General features: G+C 73.4%; 17 protein-coding genes. 6 read left to right on the forward strand and 11 right to left on the reverse strand.

Translation table 11 applies throughout. The features are described 5' to 3' along the window. Position 1: 1 nt before the first annotated feature. Positions 2-190, forward strand: coding sequence for a hypothetical protein (locus ACWDGI_RS08750; protein WP_351323903.1), 189 nt, complete (start codon positions 2-4; stop codon positions 188-190). Positions 191-272: 82 nt separating this feature from the next. Here the strand turns inward: ACWDGI_RS08750 and ACWDGI_RS08755 are convergent, their stop codons facing one another. After that, on the reverse strand, positions 273-1,646 hold the full coding sequence (locus ACWDGI_RS08755; RefSeq protein WP_450756790.1) for a S1 family peptidase: 1,374 nt from the start codon (positions 1,644-1,646) through the stop codon (positions 273-275). 191 nt (positions 1,647-1,837) lie between these two features. On the opposite strand from ACWDGI_RS08755, the gene ACWDGI_RS08760 reads away from it, so the two are divergent. Together ACWDGI_RS08760 and ACWDGI_RS08765 are read left to right on the forward strand one after the other, a co-directional pair. Further along, on the forward strand, positions 1,838-3,010 hold the full coding sequence (locus ACWDGI_RS08760) for a MalY/PatB family protein (RefSeq protein ID WP_450756792.1): 1,173 nt from the start codon (positions 1,838-1,840) through the stop codon (positions 3,008-3,010). Positions 3,011-3,047: 37 nt separating this feature from the next. Continuing rightward, positions 3,048-3,443, forward strand: coding sequence for a PPOX class F420-dependent oxidoreductase (locus ACWDGI_RS08765; protein WP_450756794.1), 396 nt, complete (start codon positions 3,048-3,050; stop codon positions 3,441-3,443). 244 nt (positions 3,444-3,687) lie between these two features. Here ACWDGI_RS08765 and ACWDGI_RS08770 read toward each other — a convergent pair whose 3' ends face one another. The 4 genes from ACWDGI_RS08770 to ACWDGI_RS08785 all read right to left on the reverse strand — a co-directional run bounded on the left by ACWDGI_RS08770 (position 3,688) and on the right by ACWDGI_RS08785 (position 8,414). Beyond that, a complete protein-coding gene (locus ACWDGI_RS08770) occupies positions 3,688-6,453 on the reverse strand; it encodes a hypothetical protein (RefSeq protein WP_450756796.1) in 2,766 nt (921 codons plus the stop codon). 155 nt (positions 6,454-6,608) lie between these two features. Continuing rightward, positions 6,609-6,995, reverse strand: a complete 387-nt coding sequence (locus ACWDGI_RS08775; protein ID WP_450756798.1) for a nuclear transport factor 2 family protein — start codon at positions 6,993-6,995, stop codon at positions 6,609-6,611. 51 nt (positions 6,996-7,046) lie between these two features. Further along, complete coding sequence (locus ACWDGI_RS08780) at positions 7,047-7,481, reverse strand: Zn-ribbon domain-containing OB-fold protein (protein WP_450756800.1); 435 nt, start codon at positions 7,479-7,481, stop codon at positions 7,047-7,049. Between the two features lie 189 nt (positions 7,482-7,670). Continuing rightward, a complete protein-coding gene (locus tag ACWDGI_RS08785) occupies positions 7,671-8,414 on the reverse strand; it encodes a TetR family transcriptional regulator (RefSeq protein WP_450756802.1) in 744 nt (247 codons plus the stop codon). A gap of 174 nt (positions 8,415-8,588) precedes the next feature. Here ACWDGI_RS08785 and ACWDGI_RS08790 point away from each other — a divergent pair, with 174 nt between their 5' ends. Then, positions 8,589-9,395, forward strand: coding sequence for a peptidoglycan-binding protein (locus ACWDGI_RS08790; RefSeq protein ID WP_450756804.1), 807 nt, complete (start codon positions 8,589-8,591; stop codon positions 9,393-9,395). A gap of 339 nt (positions 9,396-9,734) precedes the next feature. On the opposite strand, the gene ACWDGI_RS08795 is transcribed toward ACWDGI_RS08790, so the two are convergent. The 6 genes from ACWDGI_RS08795 to ACWDGI_RS08820 form a co-directional block, all read right to left on the reverse strand. Further along, positions 9,735-12,101, reverse strand: coding sequence for a SpoIIE family protein phosphatase (locus ACWDGI_RS08795; RefSeq protein ID WP_450756806.1), 2,367 nt, complete (start codon positions 12,099-12,101; stop codon positions 9,735-9,737). Positions 12,102-12,196: 95 nt separating this feature from the next. After that, positions 12,197-12,580 (reverse strand): hypothetical protein, encoded by a 384-nt coding sequence (locus tag ACWDGI_RS08800; RefSeq protein WP_450756808.1) that lies wholly within the window; start codon positions 12,578-12,580, stop codon positions 12,197-12,199. A gap of 431 nt (positions 12,581-13,011) precedes the next feature. Continuing rightward, a complete protein-coding gene (locus tag ACWDGI_RS08805; RefSeq protein ID WP_450756810.1) occupies positions 13,012-13,935 on the reverse strand; it encodes a MurR/RpiR family transcriptional regulator in 924 nt (307 codons plus the stop codon). A 134-nt stretch (positions 13,936-14,069) separates the two neighbouring features. Beyond that, positions 14,070-15,758 (reverse strand): phospholipid carrier-dependent glycosyltransferase, encoded by a 1,689-nt coding sequence (locus ACWDGI_RS08810; protein WP_450756812.1) that lies wholly within the window; start codon positions 15,756-15,758, stop codon positions 14,070-14,072. A 93-nt stretch (positions 15,759-15,851) separates the two neighbouring features. Further along, positions 15,852-17,783 (reverse strand): phosphatase PAP2 family protein, encoded by a 1,932-nt coding sequence (locus ACWDGI_RS08815; RefSeq protein ID WP_450756814.1) that lies wholly within the window; start codon positions 17,781-17,783, stop codon positions 15,852-15,854. 276 nt (positions 17,784-18,059) lie between these two features. Beyond that, entirely contained in the window at positions 18,060-18,965 is a 906-nt protein-coding gene (locus ACWDGI_RS08820; RefSeq protein ID WP_450756816.1) for a BadF/BadG/BcrA/BcrD ATPase family protein, read from the reverse strand. Positions 18,966-19,475: 510 nt separating this feature from the next. Here ACWDGI_RS08820 and ACWDGI_RS08825 point away from each other — a divergent pair. Both ACWDGI_RS08825 and ACWDGI_RS08830 read left to right on the forward strand, forming a co-directional pair. After that, positions 19,476-20,609, forward strand: a complete 1,134-nt coding sequence (locus ACWDGI_RS08825; RefSeq protein ID WP_450756818.1) for an ROK family transcriptional regulator — start codon at positions 19,476-19,478, stop codon at positions 20,607-20,609. A 274-nt stretch (positions 20,610-20,883) separates the two neighbouring features. Next, entirely contained in the window at positions 20,884-22,212 is a 1,329-nt protein-coding gene (locus tag ACWDGI_RS08830; RefSeq protein ID WP_450756820.1) for an extracellular solute-binding protein, read from the forward strand. Positions 22,213-22,301: the final 89 nt, after the last annotated feature.

Consider the following 22,301-nt stretch of genomic DNA (forward strand, 5'->3'; position numbering starts at 1 on the left):
TATGCTTCACACCATGTCCACCACTGTTGAAGCCGTCACCGAGCGATCGGCCGACGAGGTCAACGAGGAGATCCGGGCCCTGTGGCTCCGGTCGGGCGGGACACTGAGCACCGAGCAGCGCGAGGAATACCAGCGGCTCGTCCTCGAATGGGCGGCCGCCTCCCCGCACCAGCCGGACCAGGCGGCCTGACCGCCCGTCCCGGGCACCCGTCGGGACGGGTGCCCTTCTCGTGGCCCCGTGGGCCCTTCCGGAGCCTCCCCGGGCCCCGCCGTCAGCCCCAAGTAGCCGAGTAGTAGCGCTGGTAGGCCTTACGGTCCTGCTCCGCCCGGAAGTAGCGGGTCGCGACCAGGGCGACCAGGCTGCCCCCGATCACCAGCAGGCCCGGACCGACATTACGGGTGTCCGTGAGCCGGGCGACCAGGCTGGTGTCGTCCGAGGAGCCGACCGGCGCCGACGAACCCGGCGAGGCCGCGCTCGGCGCGATCGCGCTGTGGGTCGCGGCCGCCGACGGTGCCGGTGAGGCGCCCTGCCCCCCGGCCGCGTTCTGCGTCGGCGCGATCAACTGCACGTTCAGCGCCGCCATCGCCCGCGTCACCGGCTGGAAGAACGTCACCCCGCCCGCGGTGCAGTCGCCGCTGCCGCCCGAGGTCACGCCCAGCGCGATGCCCTCGGAGAACAACGGGCCGCCGCTGTCGCCCGGTTCGGCGCACACGTTCGTCTGGATGAGCCCGGTGACCGTGCCCTCGGGGTAGTTGACGGTCGCGTTGAGCGCGGTCACCGTACCGTCGTGCAGCCCGCTGGTGGAGCCGCTGCGGAACACCTTCTGCCCGACCGTCGGATCGGCCGCCCCCGTGATCCGCACGCCCTGGCCGTTGCCGATGGCGACCACGTCCGCGTTGTCACCGGCCTTGCCGCCGGCGTACTGGATCAGTGAGAAGTCGTTGCCCGGGAACTGGGTGTTGATCGTGGTGCCCAGCTGCTGGTTGCCCTGGCTGTCGTCGAACCAGATGGTGTTGGCGGGACCGCAGTGACCGGCGGTGAGGATGAAGTCGGTCTGTCCGTTGGTGACGTTGAACCCCGCCGAACAGCGGCCGCCCGTCGACAGGATCGGCTGCGCCCCGTTGAGCCGGGGGGAGAACGTGCCCTGGGAGCGCTGCATCCGCACAAAGCTGCCGATGCCCGCGGCGACCCGGCTCAGGTCCGACCAGTCGGAGGCCGAGACCGTGCTGTCGGCCTCCACCATCACCCGGTTGGTCCGGTAGTCCACCGCCCACGCGGTGCCGGCCACCCGCGGTGCCCCATGGAGCGTGGCGGTGGCCGCCTTCAGCTCGTTCATGCTGTGCGACACCATCTTGGGCTCGGCGCCCGCCTGCTTCACCATCGCCGCGGCCCGCTCGTCGGTCACCGCGACCACCGGCTTGCCGTCGGCGCCGATCCAACTGCCCGCCGTACGGGCCGTACCGAGCTCGGCCACCAGCGCGGCGCCGGTGTCACCGGCCTGGGTCGCGGAGCTGAACGGGACGGCGGACGTGCCGGGAGTCTCGCTCGCCATGGCCGTGGTGACCATCGCGCCTCCCAGAAGGAGTCCGCCGACCGCCGCCAGCTGTGTCCCCCGCCGGACGACCCGTCGTCGTGCGTGCCTCATCCATGGCTCCCGAAACCCCGAACGCGCGGTGCGGACACCGCGGGGCCCTCCGGTCGTCGAGCGCCCTGCTCTCCATACGGGCCCGGACGCGGGGGTGTTCACCACGAGGGTGATCTTTGCGATCCCATGGCGGCACGACATGGCCGTCCGGGCGCGTTCCCGGGCACCCGGGGGCCGCCTATCTTGACCCCATGACCAGCATCCCGCAGGAGAACCCGGACGAACCGAACCCGCTGCGCGCCCTCACCCTCGACCGGCTGCGACGCCGTACCAGCATGAAATGGCGCACCTATCCGCAGGACGTGCTCCCGGTGTGGGTGGCGGAGATGGACGTGCCGCTCGCCGGGCCGGTCGTCCGCGCGGTCACGGATGCGATGGAACTCGGGGACACCGGCTACCCGGCGGGCACCGGCTACGCCGAGGCGCTCGCCGCGTTCGCCGCGAAGCGCTGGGGCTGGCACGGGTTGGACGTGGCCCGGACCGCGATCGTCCCCGACGTGATGCTCGGGGTGGTCGAGATGCTGAGACTGGTCACCGGGCCCGGCGACCCGGTGGTCGTCAACTCGCCGGTGTATCCGCCCTTCTACCAGTTCATCGAGCACATGGACCGGCGGGTGGTGGAGGCCCCGCTGGGCGGCGACGGGCGTATCGACCTCGACGTCCTGGAGGACGCGTTCGGCGGGCTCGGCGGCGGGCGGGCCGCCCATCTGCTGTGCAGCCCGCACAACCCGACCGGCACCGTCCACACCGCCGAGGAACTCACCGCCGTGACGGAACTCGCCGAGCGGTACGGCGTCCGGATCGTCGCCGACGAGATCCACGCGCCGCTCACCGCCCCCGGCGTCGACTTCGTCCCGTATCTGAGCGTGCCGGGCGCCGAGCGCGGACTGTCCCTGATGTCGGCGTCCAAGGCCTGGAACCTGGCGGGCCTGAAGGCCGCGCTCGCCGTCGCCGGACCCGGGGCCGCCACCGACCTCGCCCGGCTCCCGGAGGAGGTGAGCCACGGCCCCAGTCACATCGGCGTCATCGCGCACACGGCCGCCCTCGCCGACGGCACCGCCTGGCTGGACGCCCTGCTCGTGGGCCTGGACGAGAACCGGCGTCTGCTCGCCGGCCTCCTCGACCGCCACCTGCCCGCGGTCCGGTACCGGCCCGCCGAGGCCACCTACCTCGCCTGGCTCGACTGCCGTGCCCTCGGACTCGGCGACGATCCGGCCGAGGTCTTCCTGGCACGCGGCCGGGTCGCCGTCAACTCCGGGATCCCCTTCGGCACGGGCGGCGCCGGGCACGTACGGCTCAACCTCGCCACCTCGCCCGAGGTGATCACGGAAGCGGTACGGCGGATGGCGGCGGCCCTGGTCTGAGGCACCGCGCGGCGGGGGTGCCCCCTACACTTCCGGCATGGACGACACCACCGGGACCGACCTCGACCGGCTCGGCGCCGGCAAGTACCTGCTCGTCACCAGCTTCCGCAAGGACGGCAGCCCCGTGCCCACCCCGGTCTGGGTGGTGCGGGACGGAGACACGCTCGGCGTCTGGACGACCGCCGACTCGTGGAAGGTCAAGCGGATCCGCCGCCGCGCCGATGTCCGGGTCGGCCCCTGCGACCTGCGCGGACGGCCGACCGGCGACCCGGTCCCGGCCACCGCCGAGATCACCGACGGGGCCACCACCGCCCGCTACCGCGACCTGATCGCCCGCAAGTACGGCATCACCGGACGCCTCACCCTGCTCGGCAGCAGGCTGCGGCGCGGCCGCGAGGGCACCGTCGGCATCCGGGTGACCCTCGCGCCCTGAGGAGGCCGTGTCTCCCCGGGGCACGAGGAGCGTAAGACGCGTCCGTCGCGCGAGGCCCGGGACACGCGTCCGGCCGGGCGGGAAGCCCGAGGCGCGTCCGGCCGGGCGGGAAGCCCGAGGCGCGTCCGGCCACGGGAGAAGTCCGAGGCGCGTCCGGCCACGGGAGAAGTCCGAGGCGCGTCCGGCCGGGTGAGGGGCGCGGACGCGTCCGGGCGTGCGAGGGGCGCTAGGGGCGCGAGGAGCGCTAAGAGGCGTCCAGCACCGTGCCGTTGAGCAGCAGGCCGTCCGGCAGCGGCGTACCGTCGTCGCCGGTCTGCCGGAAGCCGACCGACTCGGCCGGCTCACCGACCCGGTCCGCGACGGTGGGCACCGACACGTCGAGGCTGGTCCGGCCGGCCGGGATGTCCAGCCACAGACCGAGGCCGTCCACCTTGGACAGCGGCCGCTCGGGGTCCGGTGCGGCGCCCGAGACGTCGGCCAGCCACTGCGGGTCGACGTCCTTGGTGGACAGCTCGGGAGCGCCATCGCCGGGCGGGACCGGGACGAACAGCGCACCGATGTCCGTGTCCGCGGCCTCCGACAGCGAGATCCGCCACTTCAGCGCCGAACCCTCCGTCACCTTGTCCGCGAGCGGGGTCACGGTGACGGAGGGCGCCGGGTCGTCGTCGTGCACGGTCAGCCCGCCCCGGTAGGAGCCGACGACCGCCCCGTGGACGGCCTTGACCAGCACGTCGTACGGCAGGTCGGCGCCATAGCGGGTGTTGCCCCGCACCTGGACCGGTACGTCGGCGGCGTGGCCGCCGGGCCGTACGGTGACCAGGCGGTCCTTCGCGGTGCCGGTCGCCGGGTCGACGACGTACACCCGGACCTGCCCGCTGCCGTGCCCGGACACCCGCACCGGAACGTGGTACGTGCGTACGCCCGAGTCGCCCTCGTCGACCCTGAGACGGCCGACGTCGACGCGCGGCAGCGTGGCCGCCCGTACCGCCGGAGTGCCCGGCCGCCAGCCCCAGGCGTCCATCAGCCAGGCCCGCCCCGAGGCCGAACGAGCGGTCAGCTCAAGGGACTTGACCGAGCTGAGCTCGACCCCGGCCCGATGGGCGGCGGTCAGCGGTACCCGCAGTTCACGCGCCCAGTAGGACGCGGTGCGCCCGCTGCCGGGCAGCCCGTCGACCCGGACCCGGCCGAGGCCGGCCCGGTGTCCGTGCGTGTCGGTGACGGTCACGTCGAACCGGGTGCCCCGGGTGTTCGGGGGCACGAAGACCCGGAGCGCGAGCGCCTCGGCGCCCCGGAGGGAGACCGGCCGCGCCACCGTGACGCGGGTCGTGGCGCCCGCGGACGTCCAGCGCAGTGCGACCGCGTTCCGCCCTGACTCCCGTGCCGTCTCCCACTGGGCGAAGTGCGGCGAGCCGCCCTCGGTGCCCTCGCCCAGGCAGGCCGCCGCCGGGTCCGGATCGGCCGCGGCGCACAGCCGGCCGCCGCTCACGGTCACCTTGCCGTCCGGCAGGAACCCGGCGCCACGGTTCGCGCCGACCGCGTGGCTCAGCACCCGCACCGGATCCGCCGAAGGTGCCCGCCGCCCCGAACCGTCCAGCAGCGGACGCACCTTGTCGTCCCCCGCGACGAACAGCCGGGCCGCCGCCGCGATGTACGTCGAGCCCGCCCGGTGCTGCTGGTCGGCGGTCAGCCGGGTCGCGGTCCCCGGGGAGCAGACGGGGTCCCGCTGGTCGGGGTCGTCGTAGAAGTCGTCCTCCGCCGGAGCCTGCGCCTGTCCCGGCGTCCATTCGGTGTTGAAGAAGTTGTGGTTGGCGCCGATCACGTAGACCGCGCTGTGCAGGGCCCTGCCGGTGCTGACCGCACGGGTGCCGTCGACGTACATCTCGCCCTGCAGGTCGGAGACGTCGCCGTCGCAGCCCGGCAGGACGGTGAGCGACGGGACGTCCGGAACCGGGTTCTGGCCGAAGACGGTGGGGCCGATCAGTACGGTGCCGCTGACGTGCCAGCGCACCTTCCCGTGGTAGCCGTCCTGGTCGGCCGGCGGGGGATAGAGACTGTCCAGCGCGGCCCGGTTCACACCTTCGCCGCCGCGCGAGTGCCCGATCAGCAGTACCCGGGACAGGTCGGCGCGCGGTGCGCCGCGGACGATCGGCGGTGCCTGCCGCGGGTTCCGTGCCCAGTCGGCCCAGTGGCCAAGGTGCAGTCGGATCAGCGAGGAACGGGCCTGGGCGCCGCCGTCCTCGGCCTGCCAGTCCTGGCCGTTGATCCCGTTCGCCGAGATCGACACGGTCACATAGCCCTGGGACGCCAGCAGCCGCTGGTCGCGGAGGTAGCCCCGGTGACTCGGTATCGGGAGCGTCCCGGCCGGGCAGGGCCAGGCGCCGGAGGCCTGCCCGTCGTCGCCGTGCGGGGTGTAACAGGTGGCGTGGCGGCCGTGCAGGAACAGCGCGAGCGGGCGCGGGCCGGTGACGCCGGTGGGGGCGACCACCACGGCGCTCATCTCCACCGGGACGGAGAACCCGGGCAGGCGCACCGGCTTGAGCCGGTACTCGCCGGTGGTCGTGCGGTAGCGGCCGGGCCTGCCCGGATCCACCGGGCCGGCGGGCAGTGGGGCCGGTGGCCGGGCGGCCGCCGCGGGTGCCTCGGTGGCCGCGGACCGGGTGTCCAACCGCCGTCCGCCCGACCAGACCTGAAGACCCGTCAGCTCACCGGCGCGGGCCGGTTCGAGACCGAGCCGGAAGGTGTGTCCGTCCCGCTCCGGCTTCGGCACCCCCAACAGCCGTCCCCCCGCACGGAATTCCACCCGTGCGTCGCCCATCGGCACCTGTCTGCCGGACCGCCACACCAGTTGGGGCGCCGAGCGGCCCCCGTCGATGCGCCAGCCCGGCGGCAGCTTCCCGCCGGACTCGGCGGCCGCCGGGGCCGGCCGGGCGTGCGCGGCGGTGCCGGACACCCCTCCCACGAGCGCGAGCACCGCGGCCGCGGTGACCCATATGCGCCGGGTACGGACCAATGTTCCCTCCTCGGAAGGCGAGTACGGGCGCCCCGGCCGTCCCGAGGAGCCCCTCGCCCCCCGGAGGACGGAGAGGAAAGTCTGTGGGTTGCCTGTGCCGGAAGAGGGATTGGTTACGTACGGGAGGCGCGGCACCCGGCGAAGGTGCCGCCGCGCTACGCGACGCCGGGTGGCACGACCGTGGCGTGGTGGTGGTACATCCGCCAGCCGCTCTCTCCGTCGCGCCTGCGCCACAGGGAGCTGTGCCGGGAGCGGCGGTCGCCGAGGCGGGCCTCGAAGGTCAGCTGCACCAGACCGGGAGCGAGCACCACCCCGGTCATGCCGGAGGGCTCGTAGCGTGGGCCGTCCTTCGAGGCGCCGGCCCGGCCCGCGAGTCCGCCGAGCGCCTGCTCGTACGTGTACCGGCGGCCGGACGCGCCGACCTCCACGAACTGCGGGTCCAGCAGTTCGGCCGCGAGTTCCCGCGAGGCGCGCACCTCCGGGTCCATGAGCCGCAGCTCGCCCGCGATCGCCGCCTCCACCTGGGCCGATTCATCGCTCATGGACGCATGCTCGCCAGGCCGCCGGTTGCCGTGCAAGCGGATTTCGGGCCGTCAGCTCCAGGCCCGGTACGGCTCGTCGAGCAGTTGGAAGACCGGCTCGCCCCGCACCGGGTCCTTGGCCGTGGAGAGCCTGACCCGGTCGCCGCTGTGGATGCCGATCGGCGGGCCCATGACCCGGCCCCGCACGACGAACCCCTCGGCCATCTCGATCAGGGAGACGTTGCGCGCGGCGGGCGTGTTGCGGTGCACCACCGTGGAGTGGCGGACCGTACCGGTGCCCTCGCTGCGCTCCGTACGCAGTTCGCTGCCCTGGCAGACCGGACACAGCAGCCGGTGGTACGTGGCGGTGCCGCACCAGGTGCAGCGCTGGAAGACGATGGCGTCCTTGTGATGGTCCGCGAGGCGCTGGTCCGCGGGCGCGGGGTCGAGAACGCTCGTCGCGAATCCGACCGCCGACTGCGCGGCGCTCGCTGAGTGGTGGTACACGCTGGTCAACTCCCTGCGCTCGCCCGGAAACCCGAATCCGGCGTGCCCGGACCCGGCCGCGCACGCATGTGCCCGGTTCGCCGTGCCACCGTGCACGCCGTCAGCGTATGGCACTCAGTGTCAGCCGTAAAGGCACTGCGTACCCCAAAATTGCGGGGATTCTGCGAGGATCAGCGGATGCCAGGGCCGTCAGGCACGGCCGAACGCGGTCTCGATCTCCTGCACCACCCGCCACAGCGGGGCGTCCCGCCGGGAGACCAGGACGACCACGTCGTCCGGATGCTCCACCGGCGTGCCGAACAGCGCGGCCCGCTCACCACCCGCGGCGGGCCCCGCGGTCTCGGTGCCGAACGCGGTCTGCACGTACCCGAGGGCGTGGTCGACCGTCGCCGCGGCGTCCCCCTCGCCGTCCGAACGCAGCCAGGAGCGCAGCGCGTTGTTGTGCGCCGCGACCACGGCCGCCGCGATCACGTCCGCCCGCAGTGTGCCGTCCGGGCGGCCGGCGTACCGGCCCCGCAGATACTCGGCCAGCGCGCGCTCGTAGCGCCACACCACCGACAGCTCGTACGCGCGCAGTCCCGGGACCTTCTTGGTCAGCCGGTAGCGCTGCACCGAGAACGTCGGGTTCTCCGCGTACATCCGCAGCACCAGCCGCGCCGCGTCGCACACCCGCCGCACCGGCTCGCACTCCGGGTCGCTCGCCGCCAGGAAGGCGGTCATGTCGGCCAGGCAGCCCTCGTGGTCGGGGAAGACCACGTCCTCCTTGGAGGGGAAGTACCGGAAGAACGAGCGCCGTCCGACCCCGGCCAGGGCGACGATGTCGTCGACGGTCGTCTGCTCGTAGCCGTGCTCCAGGAACAGCCGGAAGGCCGCCGCGACCAGGGCGTCCCGCATGGGCGGCTTCGCGTGCGGCGCGGTGCTGCTGGAGCTCATGGACGCGAACGTAGCACTCCACCGCACCTCATGGCACTCAGTGCACACCCAGTGGGGAACTGAGTGCACTCCTCCGCCGCCGGTCCGGCCCGTGCTGAACCGGTGGACCGGTCCTGCCGTATGTGTTCCCGGGGATCGCGGACACCCGTGCGCACGGGACGTGGAAGGAGAGCAGTGTTGTCGACACCGCCCGACCCTGAGCAACCGCACCGCGGGCCGATCCTGGAACCGGTCCGGGTCCTGCGCCCCCGCCGACTCGACGCTCTCGCGGAGCTGATGCGCGAGATCCGGGAGGAGGCGGAGGCCGACGAGAAGGCGAGAGAGGCCGGGAGCCAGACCGGCAGGCAGTCCGGGAGCCAGACCGGGAACCAGTCCGGAAGGCAGCCCCGGAAACAGGCCGGGAAACAGCCGGGTCCGGCGGGCTTCGAGGCCTTCGAGGGGGAACGATGGCCCGACGCCGGCACGGAGGACGAGACCCAGGAGCTGCCGCCGGTCGTCGACGGCCCGCGCACCGGGCGGGACGGCCACGGCGCCCGCTCCCCCCGCGCCTTCGGTTTCGGCCCGGGACTGCGCCGGGCCGCCGCCGTGGTGGCCGTCGGCGCGGCCGCCCTGGTCGGCTTCGGCTGCGCACTCCTGCTGCCCGGCCGTGAGGGCACCGCCGCGGCCGCCCAGCCCTCCCCGTCCACCACCACGTCACCGGCCACCACCCCGCCCGCGTCGGACACGGCCACCGACCCCGACGGCGCCGGCACCCTCCGCGCGGGCGACGCCGGCCCCGAGGTCGTCGACCTGGAGCAGCGCCTGCTGCGCATCCCCGACGTCTACCGCGACGGCTCCACCGGCGGAACGTACGACGCCGCCCTCACCGCGGCCGTGGAACGCTTCCAGATCTGGTACGGCATCAGCGGCGACGAGCGGGGCGTCTACGGCGACGACACCCGCCGCGCCCTGGAGTCGCGCACCAGCCCGACCGACGGCTGACCGGCACCGAACGGCCGGTGGGCGATCCCGCCGACCGTCACCGAACGGCCGGTGGGCGATCCCGCCGGCCGTTCCGGCCGGTGCCTTCCGACGCCGGGCAACGGATCAGGAAGCGCCGGGAACGTGCGGGGAGCGGGCGTCACCAGGGGCAGCCACCGGTGGCCTCGCGCCGCCGGTACACCCCTGAAGGTCACGCCGAACGGCCCCGAAGGCCATGCCGATGAACGGCTCCCGCATCCCGGGCCTGCTGCTGCCCGCCGTGTTCCTGCCGGCCCTGGCGGTGGGCCTGTTCCGGTACTGGCGGCACCGCGACGACGACCGACCGCCGCGGCCGCTCCGCTACTCCTCGTCCGCCACCGGCACCCGGATGTCCAGCACACACACGTCGTCCCGCCGTTCGCCCTCCAGCATCGCGGCGAGCAGCGCGTCCAGGGACCCGGGTTCGGAGATGCGGACGGCCTCGGCCAGGCGGGCCAGGCCCAGGTCGATGTCCTCGCCGAGCCGCTCCACCAGGCCGTCGGTGTACATCAGCAGCCGGTCGCCGGGCTCCAGCTGGAACTCGGCGGACTCGTAGACCGGATCCGCCGAGGCCCCGAGCAGCATGCCGTCGGGGCGGTCGAGCCGCCGGACCTCACCCGCGCGCACCAGCAGCGGCGGCAGATGACCCGCCTGGGCCCAGACGAGCCGGCGCTCGGCGGGCTGGTACCGGGCGAGGACGAGGGTCGCGGTGGACTGGCTGTCGCGCGAGTGCAGGAGCAGGAAGTTCAGCCGGGCGAGCGCACCGGTCAGCGAGGAGCCGGTGGTCACCATGCCCTTGGCGGTGAACCGGAGCTGGGCCATCGTCGCGACGGCGTCGACGCCGTGGCCCGCCACGTCGCCGACGACGAACAGCGCGGAGTCGTCCGGGAGTTCGATGGCGCTGAACCAGTCGCCGCCGACGTGCACCCCCGCCTGCGCGGGCAGATACGCGACCTCGACCCGCAGTCCGCACAGCCGCACCGGCCCGCTGGGCAGCGGGAGCAGCGCGTGCTGGAGCCGGGTGGCCAGCGCGCGCTCGGCCTCCAGGACGCCGCGCTGCATCAGGATCGCCCGCTCGCTGTCCACCAGGGCGAGTTCGGCACTGCGCTGCGCGGTGAGGTCCTGGACGAAGCCGTGCACCTCGACGACCATGCCGTCCGCGGCGGTCACCCCCTCTGCGACGGCGCGCAGATGCCGTACCGTGTTGCCGGTCCTGATACGGAACGGGACGTCGAACGAGCCGCCGTTGCGGGCGAGTTCGGCGACCGCGCGGGCCAGCGCGTGCGCGTCCTCGGGCAGCACCAGGTCCGGCAGCAGGTCGAGCGCGACCGCTCCGCGTCCCGGGTCACGGCCCAGGATCGTGTACACCTGGGACGACCAGTTGATCTGACGGGTGATCAGGTTCCAGTTCGCCCAGCCGAGGTTGCCCAGCCGCTGCATGTCCGCCAGGCGCTGTTCCTGGCGCCCCTCCATGTCGTGCCGCAGCCAGGTCACCAGCAGCCCGTCGCCGAGCCGCGAGGCCCGTACCGAGTAGGCGCCCCGCACGGTCGCGCCCGCGACGGCCTCCTCGTGGACGAAGGGCTCACCCTCGTACGGCTCTCCGTCGAGCGCCTTGAGATACCCCTGCCACAGCGACTCCCCGGCGACGGAGGGATAGCTCTCCAGGATGTGCGCGCCGACCAGCTCGCGGCCGGTACGGCCCAGGATGTCGACGGCGTTCGGGGTGGCCGCCTCGATGCGGTAGTCCTCGACCTCCCCGATGGCGGTGCGCAGCGGGGTCAGCAGGACCGCCGCTCCGGGCAGCGCGTCCAGCACCGTCTGCACCGTCCGGGAGAAGTCAGAGGCCGGCGGTTCGGCCGGGGCGCCGAGAGAGGTGAGCCGGCCCGCGCACAGCCGGGCGACGGCCCGCAGCAGCTCGCGTTCCGCGGGATCGAAGACCGCGCCGTGCCGGCGCAGCACACCGAGGGTCACACCGGCCGCGTCCCCGGCCGTGACCGGCAGCCAGGCCCGGGACAGCCAGCGACCGGGCGGCTCGTCGATGAGCTGGTAGTCCTGCCGGTCCCGGGCGAAGTGTTCCAGCCACAGGGGCGCACCGGTCTTGAGGCTCTCCAGCGGGGCGAACCCGCTCAGTGGCGGTACCCGGTGCCACCGGGCGGCGAGCGCCGCGTCGACACCGGCGTACCCGATGAGTTCGAGTCCCTGGCCGGGCAGTCGCCGGTACAGCAGTACCGCGTCGGCGCCGGTCCCGGGCGCCAGCTGGTCGAGCAGCGTGCCGGCCAGTTCCTGCGGCGAGCCGACGTGCACCAGGGCCTTGCCGAGGCGGCCGAGCGTCTCGGCGGTGCCGGGCGGGGCGGGCGTCCTGCGGGGTTCCACCGGGGCGGGCGGTTCGGTGACGGGGTCGGCGGCCGGGGGCGCGACGGGCATGAGGGCGCCGAGGGTGAGCCAGCACTCCTCCAGCAGCGTGCGGTTCCCGGCCCGGGCCCGCTGCGCCAGCGCCTCGTGCGCGGCGTCGGGGGCGCAGCCCGTGGTGGCCATCAGGGCGCCCGTGGCCCGCTCCACCACGGCGGAGGCGGCCGCCTGGTCCCGCAGCCGGTCCAGCTCGGCGCGCTGCCGGGACACCACCTTGGCCAGGGCCGCCGGCTCGGCGCCGGCCCCTGTGCCGACCGGCGGCGCTTGCTCGCTCGTCACGGATCGAGCATGGCACAGGAAGGGGCATCCGATCACACTCGTGCCCGATCAGTGCAGGAGCTGTGCATCCTCCGAGCGGACTCGGAGCGCAATGGTCAGCGGCCGGTACTGTGCCCGACGAGCGCCTCGGTGACCGCACGGACGCTGCGCGCGATGTGCTGGAGTTGCAGAACCTCCGCCGCGTACAGCTTGATGGTGTGCTCGATGACCGACTCCGGCAGCCCCAGCAGGGGCAGTTCGGCCCGTGCGGTCTGCAGTGCCGTGCGGGCCACCCGGATCTCGTGCTGGACCTGTATCTGCGCGTGCCGTGCGAGCAGCACGGGGTGCCGGATCAGCGCCGGATAGCTGGCGTAGCGGGCCGGCACCAGCTCTCGCAGCCACTTGGTGGCGGAGCGCTCCCAGTCGTAACTGCCCGGCGTCTTGACCTGGCAGGGCCAGTCTGGCGTGATGCGGGTGGTCGTCGTCAGGGTCATGGTCATCGCTTCCGGGGTGCGGCGTCGGGAAGGGTGGTCGACGGATGTCTGGGCGGCTCCGGCCTAGGGGATGGCCGGAGCCGCCGCGGGCGAATCGCGCAGGCGATGCCCGTTCGAACACCCCGGGCGCCGACGCGGGTAGGAGACGGCGGCTGGGGGCGTCCGTGCAGGGGCCCCGGGCGTCGGCCGCCGGCACTGCGGGTGGTGCTGCGTGCGCATGGGCGGTCCGTCGGCTTTCTCGGGGCGGGTGCGAGCGGTGCGTCCTCGGTGCGGAACGTGCCCGGAGTGTGCCGGGGTGGTCCGTGAGCAGTATTTATATATGCCGACCGGTTTGCAAGACGTATGAAAACATTCATGCGTGAAATGCGGTGAATGGTCCCGCTACGGGCTCCTGCGGCGGAACAGGGGAGGGGCGGCCGGTGCGCCGGGCCCCGGGGTCAGTCCTTGAGGAAGAACTGGTGCTGCTCGGCGACGTGCTCGTACTCCTCCAGGCGCGCCTGGGTGCGCTCGGGGTCGGCATCCGTCATGGCCTGGAGCAGGGCGGCGGCCATCAGGCCGGGCGCCGCGTAGGTGTCGAAGACCAGGCGGGACCCGATCCCGGTGCTGAAGGTGACGTCGGCCTCGTCGGCCAGGGCGCCGAGCGCCAGGTCGGTCACGAGCGCGACCCGCAGACCCGCGGTCCGCGCCACCTGGATCGCGGTGAGCGTCTCCTGCGCGTGCCGCGGCATCCCGAACGCCAGCACCCAGGTGCCGCCCGCCTCCCGCGACTGGAGCAGCGCGTCGTAGGCCACGCTCCCGCCACGGGTCACCAGCCGTACGTCGGGATGGATACGGCGGGCGGCGTAGGCGAAGTACTCCGCCAGCGAGACGGAGATGCGCAGCCCGAGCACGGTCAGTGGGGAGGACTGGGACAGCTCGCGGCCGATCCAGATCACCCGGTCCGGGTCGGCGAAGTCCCGGCGCAGGTTCTCCAGGTTCTCGATCTCGGCGTCCACGGCCGCCTGGAGTTCGTTGCTGCGGTGCTCGGTGGCGTCTCCGGTGCCGCCCGCCAGGGTGCGCAGCGCGATCGACTGGAGCCGCTCGCGCAGCGCCGGGTACCCGCTGAAGCCGACCGCGCCCGCGAACCGGGTCACCGACGGCTGGCTGACCCCGACCCGCTCGGCGAGGTCGGTGATCGACAGAAAGGCCGCCTCGGTGATGTGGTCGATCAGGTACTGGGCGATGCGCCGCTGGCCGGGGGAGAGCCGGGGGCCGTCGAAGAGTTCGCGGAGCTGGGAGGTGGGCGCGGCCTCCGCCTCCGGCACCGTCTTGCCCGAGGTGATCGCGGACGCCTGGGCGCGAGCCTGCTGCGGCGATGGCACCGAAGCGCCTCCTTTGTCTCCCACGAGGACTCAACATAGCTCACGGACCGTGGTGACCAGGGGTTGTGCCGACCGTCCGACCGCCCCGGCGGCCGAACGCACAACGTGCGAGGCAGGCACCGGGGTTCCGGCGGTCACCGCCGGTAGACGGTGATGGAATGCCCGACGTCGTCGACGGCACGGCTGCTGTCGATCAGCGCGGCCAGCCGGCCCCGTGCCTTGGCGACCGACGAGTCCGAGACCACCAGCAGCCCGTGCACCTCGCGGGACGGCACCGTGCGGGGATCGGTGGCGTGGATGCCGTAGTAGGAGGGGACGCCGCTGCCCTTGTAGACCAGCCAGATCCGCTCGCCCGGGTAGCGCTCCCGCAGCCGGTCGGCTAGCCGGCCCAGGTCCTGGCCCCAGTCCACGTTGGAGTCGTGCAGCCGCAGATGCGTCTTCGCCGGACCGCCGAACGCTTCGTTGGAGTACGGCAGGTAGAACGGGAACGTCCGCAGCGAACTCACCGCCACGAACAGCAGCAGCGCCCCGCCCACCGGCCGCGACCACCGCCACCGCACGGCCAGCACCGCGGCGCCGCCCACCGCCAGGAACATCGGCATGAACAGCGCGTACCGCGTCCCGAAGTCCCGCGACCCGGTCATCGCCGAGACCAGCAGCACGGCCGGCGGCAGCAGCACGTACGGCGCGGCCGGCCGCAGCCGCCGCACCGCCACCACCGCGACCGCGCCGGCCGCCCACAGCGCCAGCATGCCCAGCGGGGTCTTCACCAGCAGGGCGGCCGGCAGGTAGTACCAGCGGGAGCCGGTGTAGAGGTGCCCGAACAGATAGCCCTGCCAGGGATAGTCCTCCAGGCCGAACTGCAGGCGCATGCCGTCCCGGTAGGCGTGCGGAAAGGGCATCAGGCCGATCAGCAGGCCCCGCGGACCGTGGATCGCCGGGACCGGCACCGCGGACACGGAACGCAGCCGGGGATCGACGGCCAGATAGGACAGCCACACGACGGCGACCGCGGTCACCGTCACCACCGCCGCCGCCGTGACCGCGCGCCGCACCCGGCCGGGGCGCACGCCCCACACGGACAGCACCGCCAGGGCGGGGAGCAGCGGCAGCGCGGGCAGCGCGCTCATCTTCGTCGCCACCGCCGCGCCCAACGCCGCCCCGGCGAGGGGCAGATACAGCCGGGGGCGGCGCCGCGCCCGCCACAGCAGCCAGACGGACGTCAGCACGAGCCCGGCCGACGGCACGTCCAGGGTGGCCAGCGAGCCTTGCGCGATCAGGTCGGGGGAGAAGCAGTACAGGGCGAGCGCGAGGAGCCCGGCGGCGGTGCCGAGGACCTCGCGGGCGAAGGCGAAGACCACCAGGGCGAACAGCAGCGTCAGCGCGATCACCGGCAGCCGGGCCCACAGCATCAGCCGCCAGGGGTCGTTGCCCGAGGCGTACAGCAGATGCCGGCCCACCTGCCCCTGGTCGCCCTGGTACGACGGGTCGTAGTGCGGGTCGGCGACCGCGATCCCGGCCATGACGACGAGCTTGCCGAGCGGCGGGTGCTCGGGGTTGTAGCGCAGCCGGTGCTCGTGGAGGTAGTCGGTGGCCGCGGCCACGTAGACCGGCTCGTCGATGGTGGGCGTCTGCTGGACGGCGCTGGTCACCATCGCGACCGCCATCTGGGCGAGCAGCAGTACCACGAGGACCGGCACCAGCCACCGGCGTCGGGCGCGCAGGGCGGCGGTCAGCCGGGCCGCGGGGGCCGGCCGGGGGGCGGGTACGGGGTCACCGAGGGCGCCGGGATCGAGGACCGACTGCTGTTCGCTTGCCATCATCCGCCCCGCGGGGACGCCGGGCCCGCGGTGACGGGAGCGATCAGGAGCGGGATCATGGGCCCCACTCTCGCATCGCTCCCGTCACCGGGCGCGTCACCGCTTCACGAGTCGTACCGACAGACCGTCTGCCGTGTACACGGGTACGGCCCGCAGCTTGTCGGAGTTCAGCTCGATGTGGTCGAACTGTCCGCGCAGTCGCGGAGCGCCGAGCACCGGGAGCGTGTGGCCCGCGGCCGGCGGGTGCTCGGTGTCGAGCTCCAGGGACAGCTTGCTGCCCTTTCCGAGCACGGCCAGGTGCTTGACCTGGAGCGGTGCCTTGCGGCCCTTGCCGAGCGTCACCTCCAGGGTGCCCGCGTCCTGCGTGTACGTCCCCCGCACGGACAGTTCCGCGGCCACCCGCAGGGCGCCGGCGGTGATCCGCACGTCGCCGCGGCCCAGCGCCTCTTCCGATGCGGCCACCAGGGTGCCCCCGGCCACCACGGTGCCGCCGCGGTAGCCGTTGCCGCCGGTCAGCGTCAGCGTGCCGGTGCCCTGCTTGGTCAGACCGCCGTGTCCGTCGATGTCGTGGCGCCAGCTGTCGGCCGCCGAGAAGCCGCCGGCCGCCGCGTCCAGGGTGACCGTGACGTCCGTGTCGAAGGCGCCGTAGCCGTCCGCCGCGGCGAACAGGTCGAGGCGGCCCCACTGCTCGACGCCGTCCAGCAGCACGTAGCCGGCGGGCAGGGCGGTGGTGCGCAGCACCTCCCGGCGCTGGTCGGCGGTGAGGTAGGGCTGGCGGGTCTCCAGGAGCACCTCGGCGCCCTTGGGCACGGTGAGCGGCTGGTCGCCGCCCTGCCGCCGCAGGATGTACGTCAGCCGGGGGGTGGCCGCGCGCTCGTTGGCCGCGCGGTCGGCGTACGGGTCGGCGGCGGGGCCGGCCGAGTGGGCGTAGGCGTACAGGGTGTCGGCGGTGGCGCCGGTCCGCGCCTCGAAGTAGGCGAGGGCCTGGGCGCGGGCGGCCGCCTTGAGGGCGGCGTTGGCCGGGTCGGCGAGGGTCGCGGCGGCCAGGGCGGTGGCCATGATGCGGCCGCCGATCACGTCGACCGTGTTGTGCATGCCGGCGACGATGCGGGTGTCGCTGAGCTCCAGGGCGCGGGTGACCAGCTCCTGGAAGCGCTCCGGCACCGCGTAGGCGTAGGCGAGACCCGCCAGGTGGAAGGCGTTGGTGTGGCCGGAGGGGAAACCGCCGTCGTCGACCGGGGAGGTGCTGCGCTGGCGCAGCAGCTGCGGGGCGACGGCCACCTCGGAGTCGTAGACCGGGAAGCCGTAGGCGTCGGTCCTTCCGGTGTCGACGACCTCGCTGTCCTCGTTCATGCGCCAGGGGCGCGGGTACTGGTAGGCGTACTTGGAGGGGTTGCCGGAGGCGTAGTTGCCGCGCACGGTGTCGACCAGTTCGGCGACCTTGCCGAGCGCCGAGTCGTGCGAGCCGGCGCCGAGCGCGGAGCCCGTCGGTGCGTCGGCCGGGACGGCGTCGCTGATCGTGGTCGCGGGCGTCCCGTCGGGGGCGCCGGTGATCGAGGTGACCGCGAGCGAACCGGCCTTGTACAGGTCCGCCAGCGGGCCGAGGCCGGCGATCATCGCGTAGCTCTGGTGCTGGCGGTCGTAGACGAACGCCTTCTTCGCCTCGGCGACGGAGCGCCTGCGCGTGATCTTGGCGCAGTACCGCATGTTGTCGCGCAGGATGTCCGCGCGCAGCACGCTACCGGTGTTCCAGGCGGAACCGGTCTTCCATATCCGCGCGAAGCCGCCGAGGATGCGCACCACCGCGTTGGTGTCGGCGGTCAGGTTGGTACTGATGTTCGTCTTGTAGTCGTCGACGAACGCGAGAGCGGTCGCGGCCTTGGCGTCCGCGGCGGCGAGCCAGCCGGCGAACGTCGGGGCGGCGAGCACACCCGCCGAGGCGCCGAGCGAGGTCTTCAGGAATCCCCGTCGGCCGACGGCGAGTCCACGGGCCGGTGCGGAGGTGTGGTGCCCGGCAGATGACGGCATGGGTGTGCCTCTCTTGAGTTCTGGGGGAGTTCACGCGGACGACCGGTGCATCGGATGCGCGCGAGCGTGTGGGTTCGCGTGCGAAAAGTGTTGAACGAGCGAAGTTCTAGGGCGAGTTCGTGTCCCGGCGGTCATGGTCGGACGACCGTCACATGACCCGGAGTTGAACGGCAGCCCGGTGGTCCACCGGAGGAACGGGCCTGGACCTGCGTGTTCGCAGCGTCGAACAGCCCGTGGTCCAGGCGTGCGGGACCGGACGGGCTGCGGACGGGTTTCTCACAGGATCGAACGTGCCAGCGCCACCGCGCCCTCGACCGGGGGGAGTCGCAACGGCTGTGGCCGCGCCCCGGGCACGGCCTCGGCGAGCGCGGCCGCGAAGGCGTCGTACAGGCGTGGCTGGGAGAGGATCGTGCCGCCCGCGACCACCACGTCGTCCACGGCGAGACCGCGTGCGGCGAGCCGGACCACGAGGCCGGCGAGGGCGCGGCCGCCGTCGGCTATCACGTCGGCGGCGAGCCGGGAGCCCGCGTCGGCCGCGTCGAAAAGCACCGGGGCGCGTCGGCCCCACTCGGCGGAGACGTCGCGGGCGCCCTCCAGCGCGGCGCCGAGTGCGGGTACTTCGGCCACCCCGAAGGCGGCGACGAGTCCGGTCGCGAGGGCGTCGGGTGCCTCGCCGCGGTCGTGCGCGGCCCAGACGGCGCGGGCGGCGTCCCGGACCAGTCCGGCGGCGCCGCCCTCGTCGCCGAGGACCGCGCCCCAGCCGCCGACCTGCACGGGGCTGCCGTCGGCGTGCCGTCCGACGGCCACCGAACCGGTGCCGGCGACCAGGCCGACGCCCTTGTCCAGGCCCGCGGCGGGGACGAGGAGTTCCGCGTCGCCCACGACGAGGACGGGTATCTCGTGGAAGTCGCGCAGCGCGGCGGCGATCCGGGCGCACTGGCGGGGCGTCTCACAGGCGTGCCCGCCGACGGCCAGGGCGGCGGGGCGGGTGCCGGCCGGCAGGGCCTCGTGCACCAGCGCGGTCAGCCAGCGGGCGGCGGCGGCCGGGTCGTGCGGCCGCCAGCCGCTGCTCGAACGGATGTGATCGGCGACCAGGTCCGCGCCGGTGAGTGCGCGGAGATGGGTCTTGGTGCCCCCCACGTCGATGCCGACCACGAGCGGGGAAGAAGGAGTGTCCTGCACGGATCCTCTTTCGTCGTCTGGGCGAACAGCGCCGAAGAGCCTGGCACTCAGGGCCTGACCGGCGGATCCAGCCGCAGGCGCGGGGCGTGGCACGCGCATCTGCGGCGTTGTCGTCGGTCGCCGACGCTCCGCGTCAACTCCCTCCTCCGCCTTGCAGCTGCACGCTCCACGCCCCGCTCACCGGCGTTGACAGGCGCCGCTGATTTCCTGCGTCCTGATCCGCCGGCCAGGCCCTAGCTGCGACGGTGGGCGAACCGTGCCTGGCCGGACAGGAGTTGAGTGAGTCGGGAAGCCCCGGGACGGGCTTCTTGCGGGGCACGGCAGGCGAGTACCGTGTACTTCGTTAGGAAGTTAACTAACGAAGTACAGTGCGTCAAGAGTTGCCGCGGACTCGATCAACGGGACGTTGTCGAGGCCAGAACCGCGCGGCACAAGGGCACCGCATCGCCGCATCCCGCGACACCCGGGGGAGCGCGGCCCCTGACCCATGGGGGAACTGTGGAACACGTCGTGACTGAGGCCCCCCGGCTCACCGAGAGCGCCGGCGCGGTCTTCGCCGTGCTGGCCCAGGCCGGCAGCGCCACCCGGCCGCAGCTCGCGAGCCTCGCCGGCCTGTCCAAGCCGACGGTCTCCGCCGCCGTCGCGGAGCTGGAGGGGGCCCGGCTGGCCACCCACTCCGGCACCGCGTCCGGCGGCACCGGCCGCTCCGCCGCCGTCTACGGCCTCGGGCCCGCCTCCGGCTCGGTCCTCGCCGTCGACCTCGGGCCGGCCCGCACGCGGGTGCGCGGCTGCGCCCTGGACGGCACCCTGCTCGCGGAGGCGGACACGCCCCGGCCACGCGCCGCCGACGCCGTCCGCGAGGCCCTGGCCGCGCTGCCCGCGGGCGCCCCGCTGCGGGCCATCGTCGTCGCCATCGGTGACGTCACCGCCCCCGACCTGGCGGGCACCGGGATGCGCCCCGCGACCGCCAAGGCCGGCCCCGTCTTCGACGCGGTCTCGGTCGCCCTGCCGCCGGGGGTGCCGGTCCACCTGGAGAACAACGTGAACTGCGCCGCCCTCGCCGAACTCCACGAGGGCGCCGCCCGGGGCCGCCGCACCTTCGGCTACCTGCGGATCGGCGTCGGTATCGGTCTGGGCATCGTCATCGGCGGCCAGGTGCTGCGCGGCGCCAACGGCGCGGCCGGTGAGCTGGCCCGGCTGCCCTACCCCTGGGACGACGACCGGGAGCCCCGTCAGGAGGCCCTGGAGGCGTACGTCGGCTCGCAGGCCCTGCTGCGCCGGGCCGCCGCGGCCTGGCGGGCCGGGGACGGCCCGCGCCCCCGGACCGCCGAGGGGCTCTTCGCGCTGGCCGCCGAGGGCCGGGAGCCCGCCAGCGGACTGGTCGCCCGGCACGCCGCCGACGTGGGCCGGCTGGCCGCCGCGGTGGCCGCCGTGCTGGATCCGGGGCTGATCGTGCTCGGCGGCAGTACCGGCGCGTATCCCCAGCTCCTGCCCGGGGTGCGGGCCGAGCTGGGACGGCTGAGCTGGCCCACCGAGGTGGTCAGCAGCCAGATCGGCGATCTCGGTACGGTAGTGGGTGCCGCCCGGCTCGCCGTGGCCAAGGGAGTCCAAAACGTGACCGAAGGCGTGCAGGTGAAGGATTGACGGCTTCCTGATCGGTCTGCCAATGTCCGGACAAGCGCTTTCTAAGTCGGCCGGGACGCCGACTCCGGGTGAGCCTTCAGCCCGTACTCGAAGTACGGCAGCCGCACGAGGGCGTGCTTGTGCGACGCCGGCCGTCATGGCCGGGGACCCCACCCGTCAAGGCGACACGGCCGGGCGAGGCCGTGCCCCCGGAAAGCGAAATCTCCCGCAAAATGCACCCGTGCCGCCTCGGCAGGCGCCGTGCTTCTTCCGCTACGACGAAAAGGGATTGAAGATGACCAGTGTGGGTGTGCGGCGCTCTCGCCGACTCGGCCGCGGCGGCATACGCCGTCTGGCTCCTCTCGCTGCCGTGGCCACGGCAGGAGCCCTGCTGCTCTCCGCCTGCGGGTCGGGATCCGGCTCGGGCGGGACCTCCAAGTCGCTGACGTTCTGGATCTCCACGGTCCCGGGCCAGGACGCGGGCTGGAAGAAGCTGGTGGCGCAGTACAAGAAGGAAGCCGGCGTCGACGTCAAGCTCGTCAACATCCCCTACGACGGCTACCCGACGAAGCTGCACAACGCCGCGCAGGCGAACTCGCTGCCCGACGTCGCGGACGTGCCGGCGCTCGACCCGATCTGGTCGAACAAGCTGATCGACCTCAGCTCCATCGCCGGCGACAAGACCAACAAGATCAACGCCAACTTCCTCGCCAAGGACTCGTCCGGGAAGGTGCTGTCCATCCCCTCGGACGTCACCGCGTCCGGCCTGTTCATCAACGAGACGCTGTTCAAGAAGGCCGGCGTCGCCGTCCCGACCTCGCCCCAGAAGACCTGGACCTGGACCGAGTTCATCGCGGCGGCGAACAAGGTCCGGGAGAAGACCGGCGCCAAGTACTCCCTCACGTTCGACCAGTCGCCGTCCCGGCTCCGCGCCATGGTGTACGAGATGGGCGGGCAGTACGTCCACGCGGACTCCTCCGGCAAGTTCTCGGTGGACGCCGCGACCAAGAAGGCCGTGAAGTACTTCGTCGGGCTGAACGACGACAAGACCATGCCGAAGTCGGTGTGGACCAGCGGCGCCGACCCGTCGGCCATGTTCCAGAGCGGTGACGTGGTCGCCTACTGGTCCGGCGTGTGGCAGGTCGCCTCCTTCGCCGACAGCATCAAGAAGTTCGACTGGGCGAGCGTCCCGACTCCCGCCCAGCCGGTGCAGGCCAGTGACGTCAACAGCGGCGGCATGATGGTGGGCTTCAACAACAACGGCGCCGCGGCCACCGCCGCGCAGAAGTTCCTGTCCTGGGTGTACGAGCCGAAGCAGTACACCGAGCTGGTGGAGACCTCCGGGTTCCTCCCGGTCGAGAGCGGTCTCAGCCCGAAGTACCCCTTCACCTCCGAGGCGGCGCAGTCGGCGTTCAAGCTGTACAACGAGGAGATCCCGCTCTACGCCCCGATCTCGGGTTACTTCAACGGCGCGCAGACGAACTGGGTGCTGAAGGGCAAGAGCCTCGCCACCGACCCGACCAAGACGGAGCTGGGCAAGGCGATCAACGGCCAGCAGTCGGTCGACAAGGCCCTGGACAACATCGTGGACGGCTACAACCAGCAGGTCGGCGGCGGGTCGTAGGCCAGGGGGCCCGGGCGGCGGCCTCGAGACGCCGCCGCCCGGACCCTGGGTGCCCACGTGAGGCCGGGCTCACGGCGTGAGCCCGCAGC

Source organism: Streptomyces sp. NPDC001220 (assembly GCF_053597895.1).